Annotated in this window: 11 protein-coding genes; 3 read left to right on the forward strand and 8 right to left on the reverse strand. The window is 74.5% G+C overall.

All coding sequences use genetic code 11. The annotated features are described in order from the left end of the window. Positions 1-9: 9 nt before the first annotated feature. Together ACQPY0_RS53440 and ACQPY0_RS53445 are read right to left on the reverse strand one after the other, a co-directional pair. Entirely contained in the window at positions 10-1,158 is a 1,149-nt protein-coding gene (locus ACQPY0_RS53440; protein ID WP_432979798.1) for a glycosyltransferase family 4 protein, read from the reverse strand. 165 nt (positions 1,159-1,323) lie between these two features. Next, positions 1,324-3,408, reverse strand: coding sequence for an FG-GAP-like repeat-containing protein (locus ACQPY0_RS53445; RefSeq protein ID WP_432979801.1), 2,085 nt, complete (start codon positions 3,406-3,408; stop codon positions 1,324-1,326). Positions 3,409-3,469: 61 nt separating this feature from the next. On the opposite strand from ACQPY0_RS53445, the gene ACQPY0_RS53450 reads away from it, so the two are divergent. Further along, positions 3,470-4,144, forward strand: coding sequence for a TIGR03089 family protein (locus ACQPY0_RS53450; protein WP_432979804.1), 675 nt, complete (start codon positions 3,470-3,472; stop codon positions 4,142-4,144). Here ACQPY0_RS53450 and ACQPY0_RS53455 read toward each other — a convergent pair. The 3 genes from ACQPY0_RS53455 to ACQPY0_RS53465 all read right to left on the reverse strand — a co-directional run bounded on the left by ACQPY0_RS53455 (position 4,141) and on the right by ACQPY0_RS53465 (position 7,219). Continuing rightward, entirely contained in the window at positions 4,141-6,078 is a 1,938-nt protein-coding gene (locus ACQPY0_RS53455) for an acetoacetate--CoA ligase (protein ID WP_432979807.1), read from the reverse strand. The genes ACQPY0_RS53450 and ACQPY0_RS53455 overlap by 4 nt on opposite strands. A gap of 275 nt (positions 6,079-6,353) precedes the next feature. Then, entirely contained in the window at positions 6,354-6,875 is a 522-nt protein-coding gene (locus ACQPY0_RS53460) for an acyl-CoA thioesterase (RefSeq protein WP_432979810.1), read from the reverse strand. Positions 6,876-6,970: 95 nt separating this feature from the next. After that, on the reverse strand, positions 6,971-7,219 hold the full coding sequence (locus ACQPY0_RS53465; RefSeq protein ID WP_432979813.1) for a hypothetical protein: 249 nt from the start codon (positions 7,217-7,219) through the stop codon (positions 6,971-6,973). A gap of 1,609 nt (positions 7,220-8,828) precedes the next feature. On the opposite strand from ACQPY0_RS53465, the gene ACQPY0_RS53470 reads away from it, so the two are divergent. Together ACQPY0_RS53470 and ACQPY0_RS53475 are read left to right on the forward strand one after the other, a co-directional pair. After that, positions 8,829-9,977 carry a hypothetical protein gene (locus tag ACQPY0_RS53470; protein ID WP_432979816.1) on the forward strand — a complete coding sequence of 383 codons (1,149 nt, stop codon included), beginning with the start codon at positions 8,829-8,831 and terminating at the stop codon, positions 9,975-9,977. 279 nt (positions 9,978-10,256) lie between these two features. Beyond that, positions 10,257-11,624, forward strand: a complete 1,368-nt coding sequence (locus ACQPY0_RS53475) for a carbohydrate-binding protein (protein WP_432979819.1) — start codon at positions 10,257-10,259, stop codon at positions 11,622-11,624. Positions 11,625-11,667: 43 nt separating this feature from the next. Here the strand turns inward: ACQPY0_RS53475 and ACQPY0_RS53480 are convergent, their stop codons facing one another. From ACQPY0_RS53480 to ACQPY0_RS53490, 3 genes are all read right to left on the reverse strand, one after another. Then, the gene (locus ACQPY0_RS53480; protein ID WP_432979822.1) at positions 11,668-13,836 is read right to left on the reverse strand and encodes a putative bifunctional diguanylate cyclase/phosphodiesterase; all 2,169 of its coding nucleotides are present in this window, start codon (positions 13,834-13,836) and stop codon (positions 11,668-11,670) included. Positions 13,837-13,847: 11 nt separating this feature from the next. Next, positions 13,848-14,990 (reverse strand): FIST signal transduction protein, encoded by a 1,143-nt coding sequence (locus ACQPY0_RS53485; protein ID WP_432979825.1) that lies wholly within the window; start codon positions 14,988-14,990, stop codon positions 13,848-13,850. Positions 14,991-15,165: 175 nt separating this feature from the next. Beyond that, the gene (locus ACQPY0_RS53490) at positions 15,166-20,196 is read right to left on the reverse strand and encodes an SCO7613 C-terminal domain-containing membrane protein (RefSeq protein WP_432979828.1); all 5,031 of its coding nucleotides are present in this window, start codon (positions 20,194-20,196) and stop codon (positions 15,166-15,168) included. Between the last annotated feature and the right edge of the window lie 69 nt (positions 20,197-20,265).

Below are 20,265 nucleotides of genomic sequence, written 5' to 3' on the forward strand. Positions count from 1 at the left end.
CACCCGGGGCTAATACCCGCGCGGGCTGGCCGCCCTGGCCCAGGCGGCGAGGTGGACCTCGGCGCTGGACTCCCAGGTGAACTCCTTGGCGCGCGCGGCGCCGGCCTTTGCCAAAGCGTTACGTCGCTCGGTGTCGTCGAGCAGTGCCGCCAAGTCACGGGCGATCTCGTCGGGGCCGGGGCCCGTATACGCCACCGCGTCGCCGCCGACCTCCGGCAGGGACAGCCGGGGCGTGGTGAGCACGGGGGCCCCGCAGGCCATGGCCTCGAGGATCGGCAGGCCGAAGCCCTCACCGAAGGACGGGTAGGCCGCGACGACGGCGCCGCCGAGGAAGCCGGGGAGGTCCGCGTAGCGCAGGTAGCCGGGGCGCAGCAGCCGCAGGTGGCTGGGCACCTCGGCGATGGCGCCGTCGATCTCGTCGTCGTGGCCCTGGCCGCCGGCCACGACCAGGGCGGGCGGGTCCTGCCGGTCACGGACGGCGGAGATCCAGCCGCGAATCAGGCTGGGCACGTTCTTGCGGGGCTCCTTGGCCCCGAGGAAGGCGATGTACTCCGTCGAGCCCAGCCCCAGCCGCGCCCGCACCCGCGCCTTCTCGTCGTCGGTGGGCGCGTGGAACGCCTGCGGGTCGACGCCGTGGTAGGCCACGTCGATGCGGGTCGGATCGGCGTCCAGCAGCCGGATCAGCTCGTCGCGGGTCGCCTTGCTCGGCACGATCACCCGGCTGGCGCGCCGCAGCGACGTCTTGATCGCCGAGCGGAAGAAGGTGCGGCGGGACTTGTCGTAGTGCTCGGGCTCGGTGAAGAACGTGGCGTCGTGGACGGTGACGGTCACCGGGCAGCCCGCACGCAACGGGCACGTGTAGAAGGGCGAGTGCAGCACCTGCGCGCCGACCTGCTGCGCGAGTATCGGCAGGCCGGTCTGCTCCCAGGCGAGCCGGGCGGGGCGGTGTGCCGCGGCGGCGGGGGCGGACATGATGCGCGCGTTGGGCAGGAGCCGTCCGTAACGCTCGGCGTCGGTGCGCTGACAGACGACGGCGAGGTCGGCGTCGAGCGCGCCGAGCGCGCCCAGCAGACCGTCGACGTAACGCCCCACCCCGCCTCGGTCGGCTGGGACACTCGTGGCGTCAACAAGCACGCGTGGCGGTCGGCCGGGGGTCACGTGGCACTCCCTGTGAACTCGATGCTGGACTCGGTGCGGCGTCTCGCGGCAAGCCTACGCCCGATCCGCCGGTGATCGATGTCCACGACGCGACTCGCGACGTGAGTTCCACCCAGGATTCAGCCTGATTCAACTCATGTGTCGACCGCGCAGTTCAATTTTTGCTCAATTCAGCGGCATCGGTACGTCTCCCAGCGCTCCGACCTCGTACTTGCCGACCCCTCGCACGTCGAATCGGCCGTCGTGCCACACGGCCAGGTCGGCCTTGCCGTCGCCGTCGTACTGCCCCGGCACCGGCGTGTCGCCCGGGTCCCCGAGCCGAACCGGGGCCTGGCCGCCGATCTGGAACTGCTGGGTCGCCGGGGACCAGGTGGCGGGGTCGAGCTTGCCGTCGCCGTCGTAGTCGGCCGGCACCGCGATCGCGCCGGGCTCGCCGAACTGCCACTCGCGGATCGCGCGGATCGCCCACAGGCCCGTCGACGGGCGCCAGATCGCGGGCTCGGCGCGGCCGTCGCCGGTGTAGTCACCGGGAACGGGCTGGTCACCGGGCTGCCCGAGTTGCAGTTCGCCGACGCCCTTGATGTACCAGACCCCGTTGCCGGGCCGGAACACCGCGAGGTCGGCCTTGCCGTCGCCGTCGTAGTCGGCCGGGGCCGGCACGTCCCCGGGCAGGCCCCACTGGACCACGGACCTGCCCTCGCCGGTGAGCAGCATCGTCCAGTTGCCGGTGGTCGGCGACCAGGTGGCCACGTCGGCCTTGCCGTCGCCGTTGTAGTCGGCCGGCACCGCGATCTCGTTCGGACCCGAAGTGAAGATGGGCTGGGCGATGCCCTGCAGCCGCACGGTGCCGTCGGCGGGCCGGTACGCCGCCATCAGGGCCCTTACCGTGCCGGGCTTGACCAGGTCGCCGAGCAGCTGCGCGGCGCGGTCGCGGATCTGCGGCAGCACATCCATCCCGCGGGCACCGGGGCACTCGGTCGGGTTGGTCTGGCGGTGCGGAAAGACGCGCGGGACGGTGACCGTGGTGCCGGCCGGGTAGCGCGAGGTCGAGCCGCCGCCGGTGAGCGCCACGGTACCGCGCGGATCGATGGCCTGGTTCAGTGAAAGTTTCCAGGCGGTGTACTGCGCGGCGGACTCCACGACCGCCGGCGGGACGGTCGTGGTGCGGTAGTCGCCGATCATCGCGATGCCCGCGGTACCGGTGTTGAAGCCGCCGGCCTGGGCGCCCACGACCGGGCGCGCGAGCCCGCCGGCGCGGCCCTCCCACAGCCGCCCGAACTTGTCGACGAGCACGTTGTAGCCGATGTCGCCCCAGCCGCGGCTGACCGTCTGGTACTGGTAGATCGAGCGCAGGATCTTGGGTACGTCGGCCTCGGTGTAGTCGTTGCCGGTCGCGGTGTGGTGCACGGCCACCGCCTTGACGTACGGCGCGTAGTCCGGCTTCCAGCCCATGAGCCGCTCGTTGGCGCCCCAGGCCCCGCGCCGGTTGATCGGCGGCATGAACGGGCGCAGCGCGACGGGCGCGTCCTCGACCGGCGGCGCGGCGCTCGGCGGCATGGCGTCGGCGGGCGAATCGCTCGGGTCGATGAGGTCGGCGGTGACGTCGTGCGGGGCGACCCCGGTACTGCTCACCGAGACCTGAACGCCGTCGCTCGGGCCGACCCAGACCAGCTCGGCCCCGCCGCGCTGGGCGGGTCCGCCGGTCGGCGACGCGCTCGGGCTCGGGGACTTTCCGGAGGCCTTGGGCCCCTCGACCGGGTCGCGGTCGGACTCGCCGGCGCCGACGGCCTGCCACCGGCCCCAGTCGCCGCCCGGGACGTGGCTGCGAATGGCGATACTGACCTCGCCGATGCCGGCGGTCTCGCGCCAGGTGACGCCGATAGCGCTGAACGGGGCCGTGGAGGCGCGGGTGGCGGTGAGCGTCCGGCTGCGGGTGGTCTTGCGGTACCCCTCCGCGAGCGGCACGTCCTGCAGCGTCCCGCCCTGCGCGCTCACCCCGCCCGACGGCCGGTCGAAGTCGCCGAGCACGACCCGGGTAACACGGGTCGGCACGCCCTCGCCGCCCGGCGCCTGGGCGGCCGGGTTGGCCCACTCGACCGGCGCGGTGAGGCTCTGCGAGGCGACGGGCGGCTCGGTCGGGCGGGCCGCGGCGCCGCCGCCGACCAGACCGGCCGCCAGCAGGATGAGCGGGCAGCCGGCGAGGGCGACCAGCCTGCTGCGCCGGTATCGTCGCGTTGCCCAGACACCCATCTCGCTTGCCCCATCTCGCTAGAAAACAGGTGAGATGCTATGGAAGGGATTAATTGGACATATGGGGAATACAGTTCCTTCACTCTTTGCGGCAATTGTCGGTAAAGACCCGTCACTTCCGTTCCTGACGTTCTACGACGACGCGACCGGGGAGCGAACGGAGTTGTCGGGCGCGACCCTGGCCAACTGGGTGTCGAAGACCGCCAACCTCCTGGTCGACGGGTGCGGGCTCGGCGTGGGCGACGTCGCGGCGGTACGGCTGCCCCCGCACTGGCAGACGGCGGCGATCCTGCTCGGCGCGTGGACGGCGGGGCTGTCGGTGTCCTTCGGCGAGCCGACCGCGGCCGGCGCGGACGTCGAGTTCGCCTCGCTGACGGCGGCCGAGACCGGCGCGCCGGGGCCGGTCGACCGTTACGTGCTCGGGCTCGCGCCGATGGGGCTGCCCATGCGCGGCGGGGTGCCGGCGGGCTGGGCCGACTACGTGGCCGAGGTACGCCGGCACGGCGACCACTTCCCGGGTCCGGTCGGTGGCGGCGGAACGGAGGAGCTCGTCGAGCGCGGGCGGGCGCTCGGCTACCCCGGCGGGCGGGTCCTCGTGGACACCGTCGCGCACCCCGACCCGGTCGAGTGGCTCGTCGCGCCGCTCGCCGCCGGGGCGAGCATCGTGCTCAGCGTGAACAGCGACCCCGCCAAGCTGGCCGGCCGGGCCGAGTCGGAGCAGGCGACCCCGATCTAACGGCGGATGTCGGCGAAGTACCGCAACGACTCCGGATTGGCCAGGGCACCCTTCGCGGCCGCCTGGTCGACGGGGGTGCCGGTCAGGATGCGCTTCACCGGCACCTCCAGCTTCTTGCCCGACAGCGTCCGCGGCACGGCCTCGACCTGGTACACCCGGTCGGGCACGTGCCGCGGGGACAGCGCGGTGCGCAGCTCCCGGGCGATGCGCGCGCGCAGGGCGTCGTCGAGCGTCGTGCCCGGGCTCAGGACGACGAACAGCAGCAGCTCACCGGCGCCGCCCTCGGGGTCCTCGAGGTGTACGACCACCGAGTCCACGATCCCGTCCAGCCCCTCGACGACCGAGTAGAACTCGCTCGTGCCCAGCCGCACACCGCCGCGGTTCAGGGTCGCGTCCGAGCGGCCGGTGATCACGCAGGCGCCGCGCTCGTCGATGGTGATCCAGTCGCCGTGGCGCCAGACGCCCGGATACGTACCGAAGTACGCATCGGCGTAGCGCGAGCCGTCCTCGTCGCCCCAGAAGCCGACCGGCATGCTCGGCATCGGTGCGGTGATGACCAGCTCGCCGAGCTCGCCGATGACCGGGGTGCCGTCCGCCGCGAACGCCTCGACCCGCGCGCCGAGCGCCCGGCAGGCGATCTCGCCGGCGCGGACCGGCAGGAGCGGCACGCCGCCGACGAAGGCGGTGCAGACGTCGGTGCCGCCCGAGGCCGAGGCGAGCAGGACGTTGTCGGAGACGGCGTCGTACACCCATTCGAAGCCCTCCGGCGGCAGCGGCGCGCCGGTCGAGCCGACCCCGCGCAGGGCGTCCAGCTTCGCGAAGTCCTTCGGCACCAAGCCGGCCTTGCGGCAGGAGAGCAGGAACGGGGCGGAGGTGCCGAAGTACGTCGCGCCGGTCTCCTGCGCCACGCGCCACAGCCAGCCGAGGTCCGGGTGCGCCGGGTTACCGTCGACCAGCACGATCGCGGCGCCCACGGCCGGGCCGGAGACGAGGTAGTTCCACATCATCCAGCCGGTGGTGGTGAACCAGAAGAACCGGTCGCCGGGGCCGAGGTCGTGGTGCAGGGCGAGCATCTTGAGGTGCTCGAGCAGGATGCCGCCGTGGCCGTGGACGATAGGCTTCGGGAGTCCGGTCGTGCCGGAGCTGTAGAGGACGTACAGCGGATGCTTGAACGGCACCGCGGCGAACTCCAGCGGCTCGTCCGTCGCCGCGGTCAGCCCGTCCCAGTCGCTCCCGCTCGCGTCCAGGTATCCGATGCGGACGACGTGCTCGAGGGACGGCAGGGCCTGGCGGATCGCCTCGACCTCGCCGGTGCGGTCGACGGGCTTGTCGCCGTAGCGGTACCCGTCGACGGCGACCAGGACCTTGGGCTCGATCTGCCGCCAGCGGTCCACCACCGAGCGGGTGCCGAACTCCGGGGCACAGCTGGAGAAGATGGCGCCGAGGCTGGCCGTGGCGAGCAGCAGGACCAGCGTCTCGGGGATGTTCGGGGCGTACGCGGCGACCCGGTCGCCCTCCCCCACTCCCAGCCGCCGCAACCCCGCCCGGGCGCGCCGGACCTGGTCACGCAGCTCCCGGGCCGTAAGGGTGATCGGGCCGCGGGTCTGCGAGACGGCGATGACGATCGGCTCGTCGTCCCCGACCCCGGGCATGCGCAGAACGTGCTCGGCGTAGTTGAGGCGCGCGCCCGGGAACCAGTCGGCGCCGGGCATGCGCGCGTCCGCCAGGCTTCCGGCCGGCGGCTCGTGGGCGATGACCTCGAAGTGGTCCCAGATCGCGCGCCAGAAGTCGGCGGGGTGGTCGACGGACCACTGCCAGAGCTCCTCGTAGCCGGCGAAGCTGCGGTGGTGCTCGGCCTCGACCCGGCGCTGGAACGCCCCGATCCTGGTGTGGTCGAGCACGTCCTTCGGGGGTTCCCACAGCACTTTCGCCATTAGACCATCTTGCGGCACGGCCGAACGATCGCTCAGTGTGGAGTCGCCCTATCTGACGCCCTGCCGGAGTGTGGTTCGCAACCACTGGTGGTTTGCCCGATATGTCGGGCTCGCCGCGACGCCGCCCCTCGAAGCGACCCGGCAGCGAGCACTCCGGCCCGCAAACTACCGCCGGACCGCACGGGCGGGTCGCGGTGGACCTGGGCGCCTTACACCTGCCGCCGACGCACAGGGCCACGTGGTCCTGGTCGATCCAGACCTCGAGCCAGCGGCTCTTATGGGTTTGATCTGTGCTTCTGGATGGCGTCCCGGCGAGCGAGACGGTGTTCGCGTCGGATTTCCGCCTCGCGGCGGCGGCCCTCGTTCTGCGGGGAGTCGGGCGCGACGGCGGCGACCGGGCGGGGCTTGCCCTCGGCGTCCACCGCGACGAAGACGAGGTACGCGGTGGCGACGACGAGCGGTTCCGACTCGCTGACCCGGTCCCAGCGCTCGCTCTCGAGGCGGACGCCGACCTCCATCGAGGTGGTCCCGGTCCAGTTGACCTGCGCGTACGCGTGGACGAGGTCGCCGACGCGCAGCGGTTCGAGGAACAAAATCTCGTCGATCGAGGCGGTCACGGCCGTGCCGCCACTGTGCCGTGCGGCGGCGGCGCCGGCCACGTCGTCGATGAACTTCATGATCACGCCGCCGTGGACCGTGCCGTACAGATTCACGTCGACCGCGGTCATGATCCGGCTCAGGGTAACCCGTGAGTAACTGGTGGGACGGGTGGGCGGTCGGCCGGTGTGCTCGGTCATGCCAAAGACGGTACGGTGCGACCCATGCGACACGTCGGAAGCCTGATCGCGGGGATGTTGATCGCCCCGATCGCCTGGCTGCTGATCGCGATCGGTCAGCAGAAATCCGCGGAAACCGTATCAAAATGGGTCGAGCGCGGCGCTTTCGACTCCGCCGACCTGATCGTGCCCGCGGCGTACCTGCTGGGCGCCGGCCTGCTCATCGGCCTGATCGCGACCCTGCGCATCTCCCCCGTCGGGCCGATCGTCGCCGGCCTTGCGCTGCTGGCCACGTACGTGAGCCTGTTCATCGACCCGCTGTCGGTGATGAACAGCCTGCCGCGCGACCTGAAGATCGCGAGCATCACGGTCGACCTGCGCCTGCCGATCGCCAACGGCACGACGGCCGTGCTGGGCCTGGCCCTGCTGGTGGCCGCGGCCAGCGTGAAGCGTTGGCGTTCGTGGCCCGTGACGGTCCCCCTGGATTCGACCCCGCTTCCGGCCCCCACCGACGTGCACGAGTACCCGCTGGGCCAGGGCCCGGGCACCGCCGCGCCGGTCGCGGCCCGCCCCGCCTTCGGGCCTCCGACCGCCGGCTCCCCGACGACCGCGTTCCAGGCCGGGTCGACCTCGGTACTGCCGGCGGCCGGGCTCCCAGCCAGCGACGAGACCCAGCCGGTGCCGCCGCTTTCGGCGTACGCGCCCGCGGTCTCGGCGCCCCCGCTCGTTTCCGGACCACCCGTGGCTTCCGCGCCGCCCGTTGTTTCCGGGCCGCCGGCCGGGTTCGGGCCTGCAGTCGTGTCGGGTCCGCCCGCCGGACCGCAGCCGGGCGTCGCAGTTTCCGGGCCGCCCGCCGGATTTGGGCCCGCAGTCGTGTCAGGTCCGCCCGCCGGACCACAGCCAGGCGCAGTTTCCGGACCGCCCGCCGGATTGGGGCCCGCAGTTGTGTCGGGTCTGCCTGCGGGGTCCCAGCCGGGCGTTGTTTCTGGGCCGCCGGCAGCAGGTGGGCCGGTTGCCGGACCGCCTGGGCCGTTTCCGCCGACGCCGCCGGGGGTGGCGCCGCGGGCCGTGCCGACCGGGCGGTTCGACCCGGCCGCGCCGGCGGTTGCCTCCGCTCCGCCCGCCTCATCGCCGTCGCCGGCCGCTCCTCCTTCACCGTCGGCGGCCGGCGCTGGGCCCGCTTGGTTGACGCCCGAGTCGGCCGCTCCTCAGCCGTCGGCGGGTGGCACGCCGTGGAGCGGTGCGCCCGCGGGCGCCCGTCCACCAGTTGCTTCGCCGGCCGAGGGGGCCATCGGGTACAGCCGGGGAGCGAGCCCGCCACCGCCCGCCGAGGGAGCGGTGGCCGCGCCAGGCTCCGCGCCGCCGGCTTCCGCGGCACCCACCGCCGGGCCGCCGTCCTCGGCACCGGCCGCCGCCGGGTTCCCGTCTTCCGCGCCGCCCGCGGGGACCTCGCCCGCCTCCACGCCACCGGCCGCCACCGCTTGGCCCGGCGCGACTCAGGCCTCCACACCACCAGCCTCTGCATCGCCTGTCGCCGCTTGGCCCGGTGGGGCCCAGCCCGCGACTCCGCCTACCTCCACGCCACCGGCCTCCGCACCGCCCGCCGCCGCCTGGCCCGGTGGGGCCCAGCCCGCGACTCCGCCTACCTCCACGCCACCGGCCTCCGCACCGCCCGCCACCACCTGGCCCGGCGCGGACCAGGCTTCCACGCCACCGGCCTCCACGCCACAGGCCTCCGCACCACCCGCCAGCGCTTGGCCCGGTGCGGCTCCGGCTTCCGCGCCGGCCGGGGCCGCCGGTTCCGTGCCGGGGGGTGCGCTGTCCTCGTCGCCGCCGCCGGCCGGGCTTGGGCCGTCTGGGTCCTGGCCCGTAGTGCCGGCGCCGGGTGGGAGTTCGGGGGCCGAAGAGGAGGCCACTCGGCCGCTGGGTGGCGAGACCGCGGGCGGGCTGCCGTCCCGGGCGGCTCGGGGGCCCGTGAGCGAGGAGCGGTCGATTCTCGACGGGCCCTCGTTCGACGGGTTCGTGGTGTCGTCCCGGCCCGGGCGGGAGGAGGAGACCGAGGCGTTCCATCCGGGCGCGCAGTCCCCGGCCTCGCCGCGGCCCCGGCACGCTGCCTTGGCCGGGGAACAGCCCATCGTTTCGACCGCGGACGACGACACCGCCGTGACGCGGAGCCGGTTCCAGCCGATGGCGCCTGCGGGTGAGGCCTCCGCCGTGCCGCCGGCCGCCGGGGACGAAGCGACGACCGTGCTGCGGGCGCCGTCCGGCGGTGCCGCCGAACCGGTCCGGCCGTTCGACTCGGCCGTCGGCCGGGACATCTCCTCGCCCGTCCGGCCGTTCGCGTCGGCCGAAGGCGGAGAGCCCTCCGCGACGGGCCGACCCTCGGGAGAGCCCTCCACCGCCGGCCGACCCCCAGGAGAATCCTCCATCGCCGGCCAGCCCTCAAGGGAGCCCTCCGCCGCCGACTGGCCCCCAGGAGAATCCTCCGCCGCCGACTGGCCCTCAGGAGAATCCTCCGCCGCCAGCCGGCCCTCGGGAGAATCCTCCATCGCCGGCCGGCCCTCAGGAGAGCCCTCCGCCGCCGACTGGCCCCCAGGAGAATTCTCCGTCGCCAACCGGCCCTCGGGAGAGCCGTCCGCGGCGGTTCGGCCGTTCGCGGATGGTGGGGACGGGGGCGGGGCCTCCGTGGTCGGGGACGAGGCGACCAACCGGTTGCGGGCGCAGACCGTGTCGGATAGCGAGGCGACCGTGAACTTCGGGTTCGGGGGCGGGACGCTCACGCCCGCGGAGGCGGCCGAGCGGCGGGCGGCCTTTGCCCGTGGTGAGGCCGAGCGGCGGGCGATCGCGCAGTCCGAGCTCGACCGGCTCGCGGCCGAGCGGGCGGCCCCGGGCGGAAATCCGCCGGGGACCGGGGCGCCGTCCGAGCTCGACCGGCTCGCCGTGGAACGGGCGACGCAGGACGGGAACCCGTCGGGAACGGACGTGCCGGGCGCTGGGGCGCAGGACGGGCCGGGCGGTGACGGGGCGCAGGACACGGATGCGACCAGGCGGATCGACGTTCAACCGCGGCGGGACAGTCCCTCGGCCTCGCCCTGGGCCGAGCCGCCTCGCGAGCGGAGCTGATCTCGCCCTGCGAACCCAATGCGCGGCGGAGCACACCCGCGCAGGACACCGCCCGGGCGTTCACCAGCCCGGGCGGCGCACGCGCGGCGTACCACCGGCCGGACCCCGGGCGCGCGGAGGCAAGGCCACGGCCCTGGAAATATTCACGATAATCAATGAGTTGGCCGCGGCCGGCCGGCGTTGAAACCGGGGGTCCCTTTAAGGTTCCCTACCCTTACATTTAATAGTGTTAACTGATAGCGTCCCTGCTCATCGATCCATCGATGGGCAGGAGGTCCCGTGAGATCTCGTCGTCGCACAATCGCCCTGGTGGCCGGGGCGGCCGCCGTCGTCGTGACGGCGCTGGGCCTCGCGCCCGTGCTCGGGGCCCAGGCCGCCACGAATGTGGCCGCGGCCGCCTGCACGGCGCCGGTCTGGGCCGAGGGCAACACGTATACGGCTGGCACGCAGGTGACCTACGACGGGCACACGTACCAGGCGCTGGTCACCCACACCGCCTATGTGGGGACCGGCTGGAACCCGGCGGCGACCCCGTCGCTGTGGAAGGACCTCGGCACGTGCTCCGGCGGGGGCTCCCCCACCGCGTCGCCGTCGCGGACGACCTCGCCGTCGCCGTCAGCATCGCCGAGCAAGTCGCCGTCCGCGTCGCCGACCAAGTCCCCGACCACGTCGCCCACGCCGACCGGGGGCACCGGTAGCTGCGCGGTGAAGTCGCGGCCGGCGGGCAAGGTGCTGCAGGGGTACTGGGAGAACTGGGACGGCGCCTCCAACGGCGTACACCCGGGCCTCGGCTGGATCCCGATCACCGACGCGCGCATGGCGCAGCATGGGTACAACGTCATCAACCTGGCCTTCCCGGTCATCCGCAGCGACGGCACGGTGCTGTGGGAGAACGGCATGGACTCGGGCGTGAAGGTGCCGACGCCGGCGGAGATGTGCCAGGCCAAGGCCAACGGCATGACGCTGCTGATGTCGATCGGCGGCGCCACGGCCGGCATCGACCTGAGCTCGTCGACCGTCGCGGACCGGTTCGTCGCCACGATCGTGCCGATCCTCAAGGCCAACAACTTCGACGGCATCGACATCGACATCGAGACCGGACTGTCGGGCAGCGGCAACATCGGCACGCTGTCGGCCTCGCAGGCGAACCTGATCCGCATCATCGACGGGGTGCTGGCGCAGATGCCGTCGAACTTCGGGCTCACGATGGCGCCGGAGACGGCGTACGTGACCGGCGGCAGCGTCACCTACGGCTCGATCTGGGGCTCGTACCTGCCGATCATCAAGAAGTACCTCGACAACGGCCGCCTGTGGTGGCTCAACATGCAGTACTACAACGGCTCGATGTACGGCTGCTCCGGCGACTCGTACTCGGCCGGCACGGTCCAGGGCTTCACGGCCCAGACCAACTGCCTCAACTCCGGCCTGACGATCCAGGGCACGACCATCCGGATTCCGTACGACAAGCAGGTCCCCGGCCTGCCCGCGCAGTCGGGCGCCGGCGGCGGGTACATGGCCCCGTCGCTGGTGTCGCAGGCGTACAACAGCGTCAGCGGCATCAAGGGCCTGATGGACTGGTCGATCAACTGGGACGGCTCGAAGGGCTGGACCTTCGGTGACAACGTGAAGTCGCTGCAGGGCCGGTAGATCAGCACTTTTCGAAAGGGCCGGGCGTTGCCCGGCCCTTTCCCTATGCGGCGCGGCCGAGCGGGGCGGTCTCCAGCAGCGGGGGTACGGCGGCCGGGTCCATCGGGCGGTACAGATGAAATCCCTGCCCGAGCGTGCAGCCGAGCCGCCGGACCGCGTTGAGCTGGGCCTGGTTCTCGATCCCCTCGGCCACCACGCGCAGGCCGAGGATGTGCCCGAGCTCGATGACGGTCGACACGAGCGCCAGGTCCCTTCCGGTGAGCTCGGCCCGGGCGATGAACGCGCGGTCGACCTTCAGCTCGTCGACGGGGAGTTCACGCAGGTACGACAGCGATGAGTACCCCGTGCCGAAGTCGTCGATCGCGAGCTGGACGCCGACCTCGCGCAGGCTCGACAGCGCGGCGACGGCGGCGAGCGGGTCGCTCATGACCACCGACTCGGTCAGCTCCAGGGTGACCGCGGCGGTGGGCAGACCGGCCGCGGCGATGGTGCGGGTGACGTACTCCGCGAAGCCCGGCCGCACCAGCTCGTGGCCGGAGACGTTGACGTTGAGCGTCAGGTCCGGCCGGTGCCGGCGCCACGCGGCGACCTGGCGGGCGGCGGTGGCCAGCACCCACTGGCCGATGTCGGCGATGAGCCCGGACTCCTCGGCGATCGGCAGGAACTCGGCCGGCGCGACGGTCCCGCGGCCGGGCGACTCCCACCGCAGCAGCGCCTCCACGCCCACGATCGCGTCCTCGCCGTCGCTCTCGGTGTCCAGGCGGACCAGCGGCTGGTACTGCAGGCGGAACTCCCCGCCGGCGAGCGCCCGCTGCAGGTCGGTGCGCAGCGAGAGGTACCGCAGCGCCGCCTCGTGCATCGCCGGCTCGTAGACGACGACGGAGCCGGGGCTGTCCTTCTTCGCGCGGTACATCGCGAGGTCCGCGCAGTTGAGCAGCGCGTCGGGGCCGGCGTCGGCGTTGTCGGGCAGCGCCGCCCCGACGCTCGCGCCGATGTAGACGCTGCGGTTCGCGATCCGGAACGGCTCCCGGATCGCGGCGATGATCCGCTCGCCGGCCGCGACCGCCGCGTCCGGGCCGGCGTCGCCGAGCAGCACCGCGAACTCGTCGCCGCCGAGGCGGGCCACGGTGTCGCCGGAGCGCACGCAGCCGCGCACCCGCCCGGCGACGGCGGCCAGCAACTGGTCGCCGGCGTCGTGGCCGAGGCTGTCGTTGACCGCCTTGAACCGGTCCAGGTCGATGAAGAGCACGCTGGACCCGGGGCGCTCGTTGAAGATCTTCAGGAACAGGACCCGGTTGGGCAGGCCGGTGACGTGGTCGTGGTGGGCCTCGTGGACCTGCTCGACGGTCCGCGCGTCGGTGAGCGCGAGGCCGACCTGCTGGGCGAAGGCCTCGAGCTGGTCGGCGTGGTAGCCGGTCGAGCCGTCGAAGTGGGCGACCAGGGTGCCGGCCGTCTCGCCGGTCACCTGGACGGGGGCAGCGACGATGGTCCGGCCGTCGGTGTCCTCGTCCACGTGCAGGGCCCCGGTGCGCAGGGCGGCCCGGGCGGCGGGGCACGGGGGCGCTTCCCGCGGTGCGCCGGCCGAGGAGGCGGAGGCGATCCGCGGGTCCGGGTCGGTCAGCACCAGCACCACCAGCGCGCCGCCGAGCAACTCCGCGGCGCCCGTGGTGACGGTGTCGAGGATCTCCTGCAGCGGGCGGCGGCTGGAGATGGCCCGCTGGATGGTCAGCAGCGTCTCCACCAGCCGGGTCTCGCGCTCGCGCTCGGCGCGCACGGTCTGCTCGGCGGCGAGCGCGCGGGCGCTGCGCACGGCGACGCCGAGCATCTGGGCCATGCCCTGCAGCACCTGCCGCTCGTCGGGCGCGAACGGCTCGTCGAGGCGGCCCAGGATCAGGGCGCCGCGCAGGCCCGCGCCGAGCTGGCTCGGCACGGCGTGGACGCCGCTGTGCTTCCGCCCGTCCCAGGCCCCGCCGATCCCCGGCATCGGCACGACCGCGCCGGCGGCGGGCAGCGCGAGCAGCTCGGGCGCGGGCGTGACACCGCCGAAGCCCCACGCGCCCCGCAGGCGCCCGTCGAGCGCGACGGCGCCGACCTCGGCCTCGACCATCTCGGCGGCCCGCTCGACCGCGAGGGCGAGCGCCGCGTCCTCGGTCGCCGCGGCGTTCACCGCGATGAAGTACTCGATCAGCTGCTGCGTCGACCAGTTGCCCACGAACGATCCCCTCAGGCCAGCGCGAGCGCGACCAGGGTGAGCGGGTGCAGGCCGGACGCGCCGCGTACCCGGGCGATCTCACCCATGGTGTAGAAGCCCGCGAACGGCACCTCGCCGAGCACACCGCGCATGACCGCGACCTCCTCGGCGGTGCCGGAGTCGCCGAGGGTGAGCTTGCGACCGCCGCAGTCGAACGCCAGCACGCCGAGCGGCTCGGCGCCGCCCAGGGCGGTGACCGCCTCGCGCACCGCGACGCCGCCGCCGGCCACGAGCTCGTCGTGTTCGCCCTCCATCGGCCAGACGAGGGCGCCCTGAGGGATCTCCGCGGTACCGAAGACCGAGCGCTCCACGTCGTCGCCCGCGTGCAGCGAGCGGATGTCCTCGCCGCTGCGCCGCGACAGGCCGAGCGGGCGCAGCCGGGTGCCCGCGAACAGCTCCGCGGCGGTGCCCGTCGTGCCGTAGCGGCGCATGAGCACGTCGAGGGCGGGCTCGCCGTCGAACTCGTAGACGCGGACGCCGTCGCAGCGGGTGACGAGCATCGGCGGCTCGATGCGCCGCCAGCCGTGGGCCAGGCCGATGCCGATCGGGTGGTCGGAGCCGATCGCGACGCCGACGACGCTGCCGGTCAGCACCCGGTCGCCGAGGAGCTGCCCGCCCGCCGGTCCCAGGGTCAGGCCGCCGACGAGCGGCACCGACGCGCCGACGACGGAGTAGGCGCCGCGGACGATCTCGTGCGGGCCCAGCGCGGCGCCGTCGCAGAGCAGCAACAGCGCGGCGTGCGGGGCGTCGACCCCCGCCATGACGCGGGCCGCCGCGGCGCCGGCCTCGCGGGGGCCGAGCGCGCCGATGTCGGTCGCGTGCGCGCGCACGGTGAAGCCGGCGCCGCCGAGGGCCGCGACGGCGACGCCCTGCTCGGTCGCGCCGGCGGCGGTCAGCTCGCCGTAGCCCGTGCCGCCGGCGACGACGGCGCCGCCGGCCTCGGCGCGCACGGCCGCGAGCACGGCGGTCGGGTCGTGCCCGCCCGAGGTGAAGACGAACACGGCGGCGGGGGTGCGACCGGCGATCGCGGCGGCCGCGGCCTCCGCGCCGGCTTTGCCGGCATCGGCGTCGGTGCTGTGGCCCGCGCCGAACCAGCGCTCACTGCTGCTCGACATGGCCCTGCTATCGGCACGGCACCCTCATTCCGGAAGCGTTTCCGCGAAGCCGTTTCAGCAGCCGGTCCAGACCGCGGCCGGGGCGGATGGAGCGAAAAGCCGAGCGCCTCGCGCCGCGACTTTTCGGACATATATCTCGATATATGACAAATCCAGCAAGTCGGCCAGGCCGCGGCTAACGCATGCCCCGGTAGACCCCGCGCAGCCGGTCCAGGCGCTGGCGCTGCTCGTAGGTGGCGCCCAGGCTGATGAGCAGCACGCCGGTGCCGGTGAACAGCAGGAGCATTATCGGGAACGGCAGGCCGATGCGGAACAGCTCGTTGACGGTCGCGATGACCGTCACCGCGGCGCCGACGGCGACCGGGGCCTTCTGCTGGCGTACGGCACCGACCGCCACGGTGATCACGCCGGCCAGGATCAGCAGGACCCGGCGCAGTTCGGGCGAGCCGGGCTCGGCGACGGCGATGGCGAGGCTGGGGCCGAAGCCGGCCACGAGCGCCGGGCCGTAGGCGAGCCAGCTGCCCAGCTCCGGGCGGTTGCGGATCTCGATCAGGCCGGTGATCAGGGCCAGGGCGGCGAACGGCAGCGTGTACGCCTCGGGCAGCGCCACCCGCACGGTGATCAGCAGCAGCCAGATCGCGAGCAGCTCGGCGACCGACGCGGCGATGATGAGGATCGTACGCTGGCGCGGGCTGCGGCCCTTGCGCGCGGCGGACAGGCCCAGGACGGCGCCGACCGCGGTCAGGGCGGCCGCGGTGTGGGCCGGGGAGCCGAGGGTGAGCAGCACCGCGATGACGGCGCCGGCGTATCCGGCCGACTCGATCGTCAGCGCCTCGCGGATAACGGTGTCGTTGGGGCGCAGCCGGGGCAGGGCGGCGCCCAGCACGAGCAGCGCGGCCGCCACGATGAGCAGCGGGAACGCGCACTGCTTGAGGCCGAGGCCGGCGGCGAGCCCGGCGGCGACCGCGAAGCCCTGCGCGGTCGAGGCGGCGACGTGCCAGCCCAGCATCCGCGCGGTCGCCGTCTTGCCCCAGATGCCGCCGATCGCGCCGACCACGACTGAGCCGGCCAGCCAGGTCAGGGTCTGGCTGCGCGTGGCGAGGCTGCCGGCGCCGCCCGCGCCGGCGGCCAGCACGGCGATCACGAACACCAGGCGGCGGGCGCCGATCATCAGGCGGCCGTCGGGGCCGTCGGGCACCGGGGGTACGGTCAAAGCCAGCCCGAGGCCGGCGATCGTCGAAACCAGCAGCGCCAGCGTGGGCTGCACCGGCCAGGGCGCGGCCAGGGCGGCCGGCGCGATGAGCAGGGTCAGCGCGGCGCCGGGGACGACGATCGCGACGGCGCGGTTGGCCACGGCCTGGCCGCTGCCGCCGAGCCCGACGGCCATGAGCGCCCCGGCCACGGTGAGCAGGAAGGCGCCGAGCACGTGGGTGCTGTTGCCGGCGTACTGCCCGAACGGGCCCAGGTCCGCGGCGGTCGCCGGGGTGCCGGTCCACGGATGCTCGATCCAGCGGTACGGCCCGGCCAGCGCCGCCAGCAGCGCGGGTGCGAGGAACACCACGACGATGGTGGCGGGTACGCCGGCGGCCGCGGCGACGCCGAGGGCGAAGTTGCGCGGGATGCGCGCCTGCTCCCAGCGGGTCACCGGGCGGGCGGTGCGGTCCGGGCGGAAGCCGTGCACGAGCTCGGGCGCGGACGGGCGGTACCAGTTGGCCCGCAGCAGCTCCGCGAGCACGCCGAGCAGGGCGGCGGCCGCGGCGTAGACGACCGCGCCCTGCCGCTGCACGATCAGCGCGAGGACGGCCGTGGTGGTCGCGGAGGCGGCGACGCCGATGCTGACGTACGGCAGGTAGCCCGGCGCCTGCTGCTGCGCCCCGGCCGCGGCGGCCGCGAGCCCGACGGCGGCGGTGGCGAGCGCGGCGATGAGGATCGTGCTGGGCCGGTTCGGGTACAGGCCGCCGACCATGGCCGCGGCCGCGCCGGTGAAGGCGAAGATCGCGCCGGCCAGCGCCGCGCCGCCGGCCACGGTGAGCGGGCCGATGTCGGGATCGTCGGCGTCGTCGGTGTCGGCGCCGGCCGTGGCGCCGCGGCGGACGGCGACGATGCGGGCCAGGGCCGCGATCATCGCGCCGCCGCCGGGGCGAACGAGGCTCGCGCCGGCCGCGTAGAGGCCCGCGACCAGGGCCGCGCCGAGGCGCGTATAGACGGCGCGCCAGCTGCGCGCGAGGCTCGCCCAGGCCGCCACGCCGGTGGCCGCGGCCCAGCCGATGACCATGGGCGCCTGCCAGCCCAGGGCCAGCCCGATGGGGGCGCCGAGGGCGGCGAGCACGAGGGCGGCCGAGGCGGTGTCGTCGCCGTACGGCTGCGGGAGCGCGATCGCCGCGGCCCCGGCGAGCAGCAGCAGCGCGATCGGCACCTGCCAGCCGAAGTCGGCCAGGCCCCGCGCTGCGGCGGGCCAGCTCTCGTCGAGGGCGGCGTGCCACGGCGGGTTGGCGGCCTGGATCACGCCGACGGCGCCGATGACCGACAGCACGCCGGCGTAGAGGCCGGTGCCGAGGCCGACCATGGCCGCGCCCGCGACGGGCCCGCGCCGCCACTCCTGCGGCAGCATCCGGGCGCCGACGGCGACGATGAACACCAGCAGCGCGAGGGTGACGACCTCGATGCCGGTGGCGGCCAGGGACACGGCCCGCGCGACCGCGCCGATGGCGGCGACCGCCACCGCCGCGGCGGCCGCGTCGGAGCCGCTGAAGTCGATGCCGAACGTCCGCCGGTCGTCCATCCGCGGCGCCACCCACAGCATGACCGCGGCGGCGACCATGAGCAGGCCGATGACGAAGTCGATGGTGGAGGAGCCGCCGACGGTGACGGTGGCGACGCCGACCGCGACGGCACCGGCGGTCGCGCCGGACAGCAGCGGCGCGCTGGGCTCGCCGCCGCGGGCGACCTGGGTGATCGCGGCGACGCCGAGGCTCACGGCGAGCGCGAGGAAGCTCAGCACCAGCACCACGGTCGCGCCGCCGGGCAGGTCCCCGAAGACGATCGCGGCGCCGGCTGCGGCCGCGCCGGGCAGGGCGAAGAGCGCGCCGCCGGCCGCGGCGTCGGTGACCTGCTGGGTGGCGGCGAGCCGCTCGCCGCCGGTCTGGTGGGGCCGCGGCAGCAGCGCGATCGCGGCCCCGGCGAGGGTGATGGCGGTCAGGGTGAGCGCGGTGGCGGCCGGGCGGGCGAGGCTGGCACCGGCCGCGTAGAGGCCGAGCACGAGCGCGGCGCCGAGGCAGACCCGGGCGGTGTGGGCGGCCCGGACCCGTAGCGCGAGGGCGCCGGCCCCGATCGCGGCGCTGACGGCCAGGGCCGGGATCATCAGCCAGCTCAGGCCGAGCGCGGCGGGCGCGACGAGCAGGGTCAGGGCGGCACCGACCACGCCGATGTCGGCGCGCAGCTCGTCCGGGGGGACGGCCGGGCCGGAGCCGTCGCGCAGCGGGATCGACACCGGCTCGCTGCGGCCGCTGAGCATGAGCACGCAGGCGCCGGTGAGCAGCAGGACCGCGATGACGTACTGCCAGCCGTCCGGCCCGACCGCGTCATGGATCTTCGCGCCGTATCCGCGCAGGTCCGCCCCCCATACCGGCCACGCGGCCCGCAGCGGCGCGGCGATCCCGGGCAGCGCCCGCACCAGCACCAGCAGCGTGGCGCCGGCCGCGGACACCGACACGGCATAGCGCGGCCCCCGCCGGGCGTCGGCGGGCAGGAACGGGACCCCGGCCGCGGCGACGGTCACCGCGAGCGCGAGGAACAGCGGCGTCGAGCCGGGCAGCCAGACGGCGCCGACCCGGGCGATGGCAACGATGACCGCGCCGGTGGCGATGCCGGTCGCGATGTCGGGCAGCGCGCCGCGGCGCCAGGTCAGCGCCCCACCGACGCCGAGGGCCGCGGCGACGACCATGCTCAGCGCGGCCTGCAGCGTCGGTACTCGCGCGTCGGTGCTCGCCAGGCCGACGGAGGCGGCCAGCAGCGCGAGCGCCGTGGCGAACGCGAACAGGCTCCAGGCGAGGTCGCGCATGAGGCCGTCGGCGATGCGGTTGGTCCGGCCGGTGTGGGCGGGCTCGTCCTCGGCGGCGGCGTCCTCGTGGTGGGCGTCGATGCGCCGCTGGACGGACTGCTTGAGCGCGATGGCGAAGCCGAGGTCGATCAGCGCGACGCCGCAGAGGGCCACGGCCCAGCCGGTGGGGCCGTGGATGGCGTCGTAGAACAGCAGCGGCAGTACTGGCTGCAGGGCCAGCAGGGTCGCGTAGCGCGGCGCGATGAGGTGACTCTGCATGCTGTACACGGCCGCGACCCCGGCCGTCGCCAGGCACACCAGGCCGAGGTAGGTGCTGAACTGGAGCCCGTCGGCGCCGAGCAGCCGCTCGGAGCGCACGACGTAGCCGTCGAGCAGCACGAGCAGCAGCGCGACGGACGCGACCGTCTCCGCGGTGGCGCTCAGCCCGCGCCGGACGAGCACCAGGGGCAGGGCGAGGGCGATGGCGGTGATGACGGCCAGGGACGCGATCCGGCCGAAGGTGCCGATGGTGCCGAAGGCGTCGAGGGTGAGCACGATCGCGGCGCCGGCCAGCAGCAGGCCGCCCAGGGCCAGGACCGACGCCTGCATGCTGCTCTGTGTCGCCTCGGGCTGGTCGCCGGGCGGCGGGCCGCTGTCGCGGGGCGGGCGGCGCATCTGCGGCAGCGGGGCGATCCGGGGCCGCTCGGGCGCGGCGACCGGGTGGGAGGGGCCGCCCTCGGCGACGGCGGTCGAGTGGCCGCTCTCGATGGCGTGCGGCGCGCGGGGCGAGAAGCGCTGCTGCGTCGGCGAATCGTCGGGCGGCGCCGTCACCGGCTCCGTCCGGGGGGCTGCGACGGCCGGCGGGGCGGTCTCGCGGGACCGGCCGAGCAGCGGGCGCTTGGACTTGGCGGTGTGGGCCTGCTCGGCCTCGACGGCGGCGCGGACGCGGCGCCGGAGGTTGTCACGCTGCGCGGAGACGTGCGCGAGCTGCTTGCGCAGGACCTGGGTGTCCTCGGTGATCTCGCGCTTCTTCTGCTCCAGGGCGGCGACTGTGCGCTGGAACATGGCGAGGGCCGCCGCGTCCGGGTCGTGCGGCCGGCCGCATTGACGACAGCCGGCGGCCTCGGTGGCCGGCCCGCCGCACGCCGGACACGGATACGTCTCCACGCCACTCCTCCCCCGGAGTTCTCGGCCGGGGTCCCGCGGTGCGGTTCCCCGGCCGTTCACGCCCTACTG

This window comes from Dactylosporangium sp. CA-233914, from assembly GCF_050942935.1.
Lineage (GTDB): Bacteria > Actinomycetota > Actinomycetes > Mycobacteriales > Micromonosporaceae > Dactylosporangium.

What these genes read in the sequence shown, in the direction of transcription:
- ACQPY0_RS53445 (WP_432979801.1), bottom strand. Translation starts at nt 3,408, where the DNA reads ATGGGTGTCTGGGCAACGCGACGATACCGGCGCAGCAGGCTGGTCGCC.
- ACQPY0_RS53450 (WP_432979804.1), top strand. Translation starts at nt 3,470, where the DNA reads ATGGGGAATACAGTTCCTTCACTCTTTGCGGCAATTGTCGGTAAAGAC.
- ACQPY0_RS53455 (WP_432979807.1), bottom strand. Translation starts at nt 6,078, where the DNA reads ATGGCGAAAGTGCTGTGGGAACCCCCGAAGGACGTGCTCGACCACACC.
- ACQPY0_RS53460 (WP_432979810.1), bottom strand. Translation starts at nt 6,875, where the DNA reads ATGACCGAGCACACCGGCCGACCGCCCACCCGTCCCACCAGTTACTCA.
- ACQPY0_RS53465 (WP_432979813.1), bottom strand. Translation starts at nt 7,219, where the DNA reads ATGCTCGCGATCTTCAGGTCGCGCGGCAGGCTGTTCATCACCGACAGC.
- ACQPY0_RS53485 (WP_432979825.1), bottom strand. Translation starts at nt 14,990, where the DNA reads ATGTCGAGCAGCAGTGAGCGCTGGTTCGGCGCGGGCCACAGCACCGAC.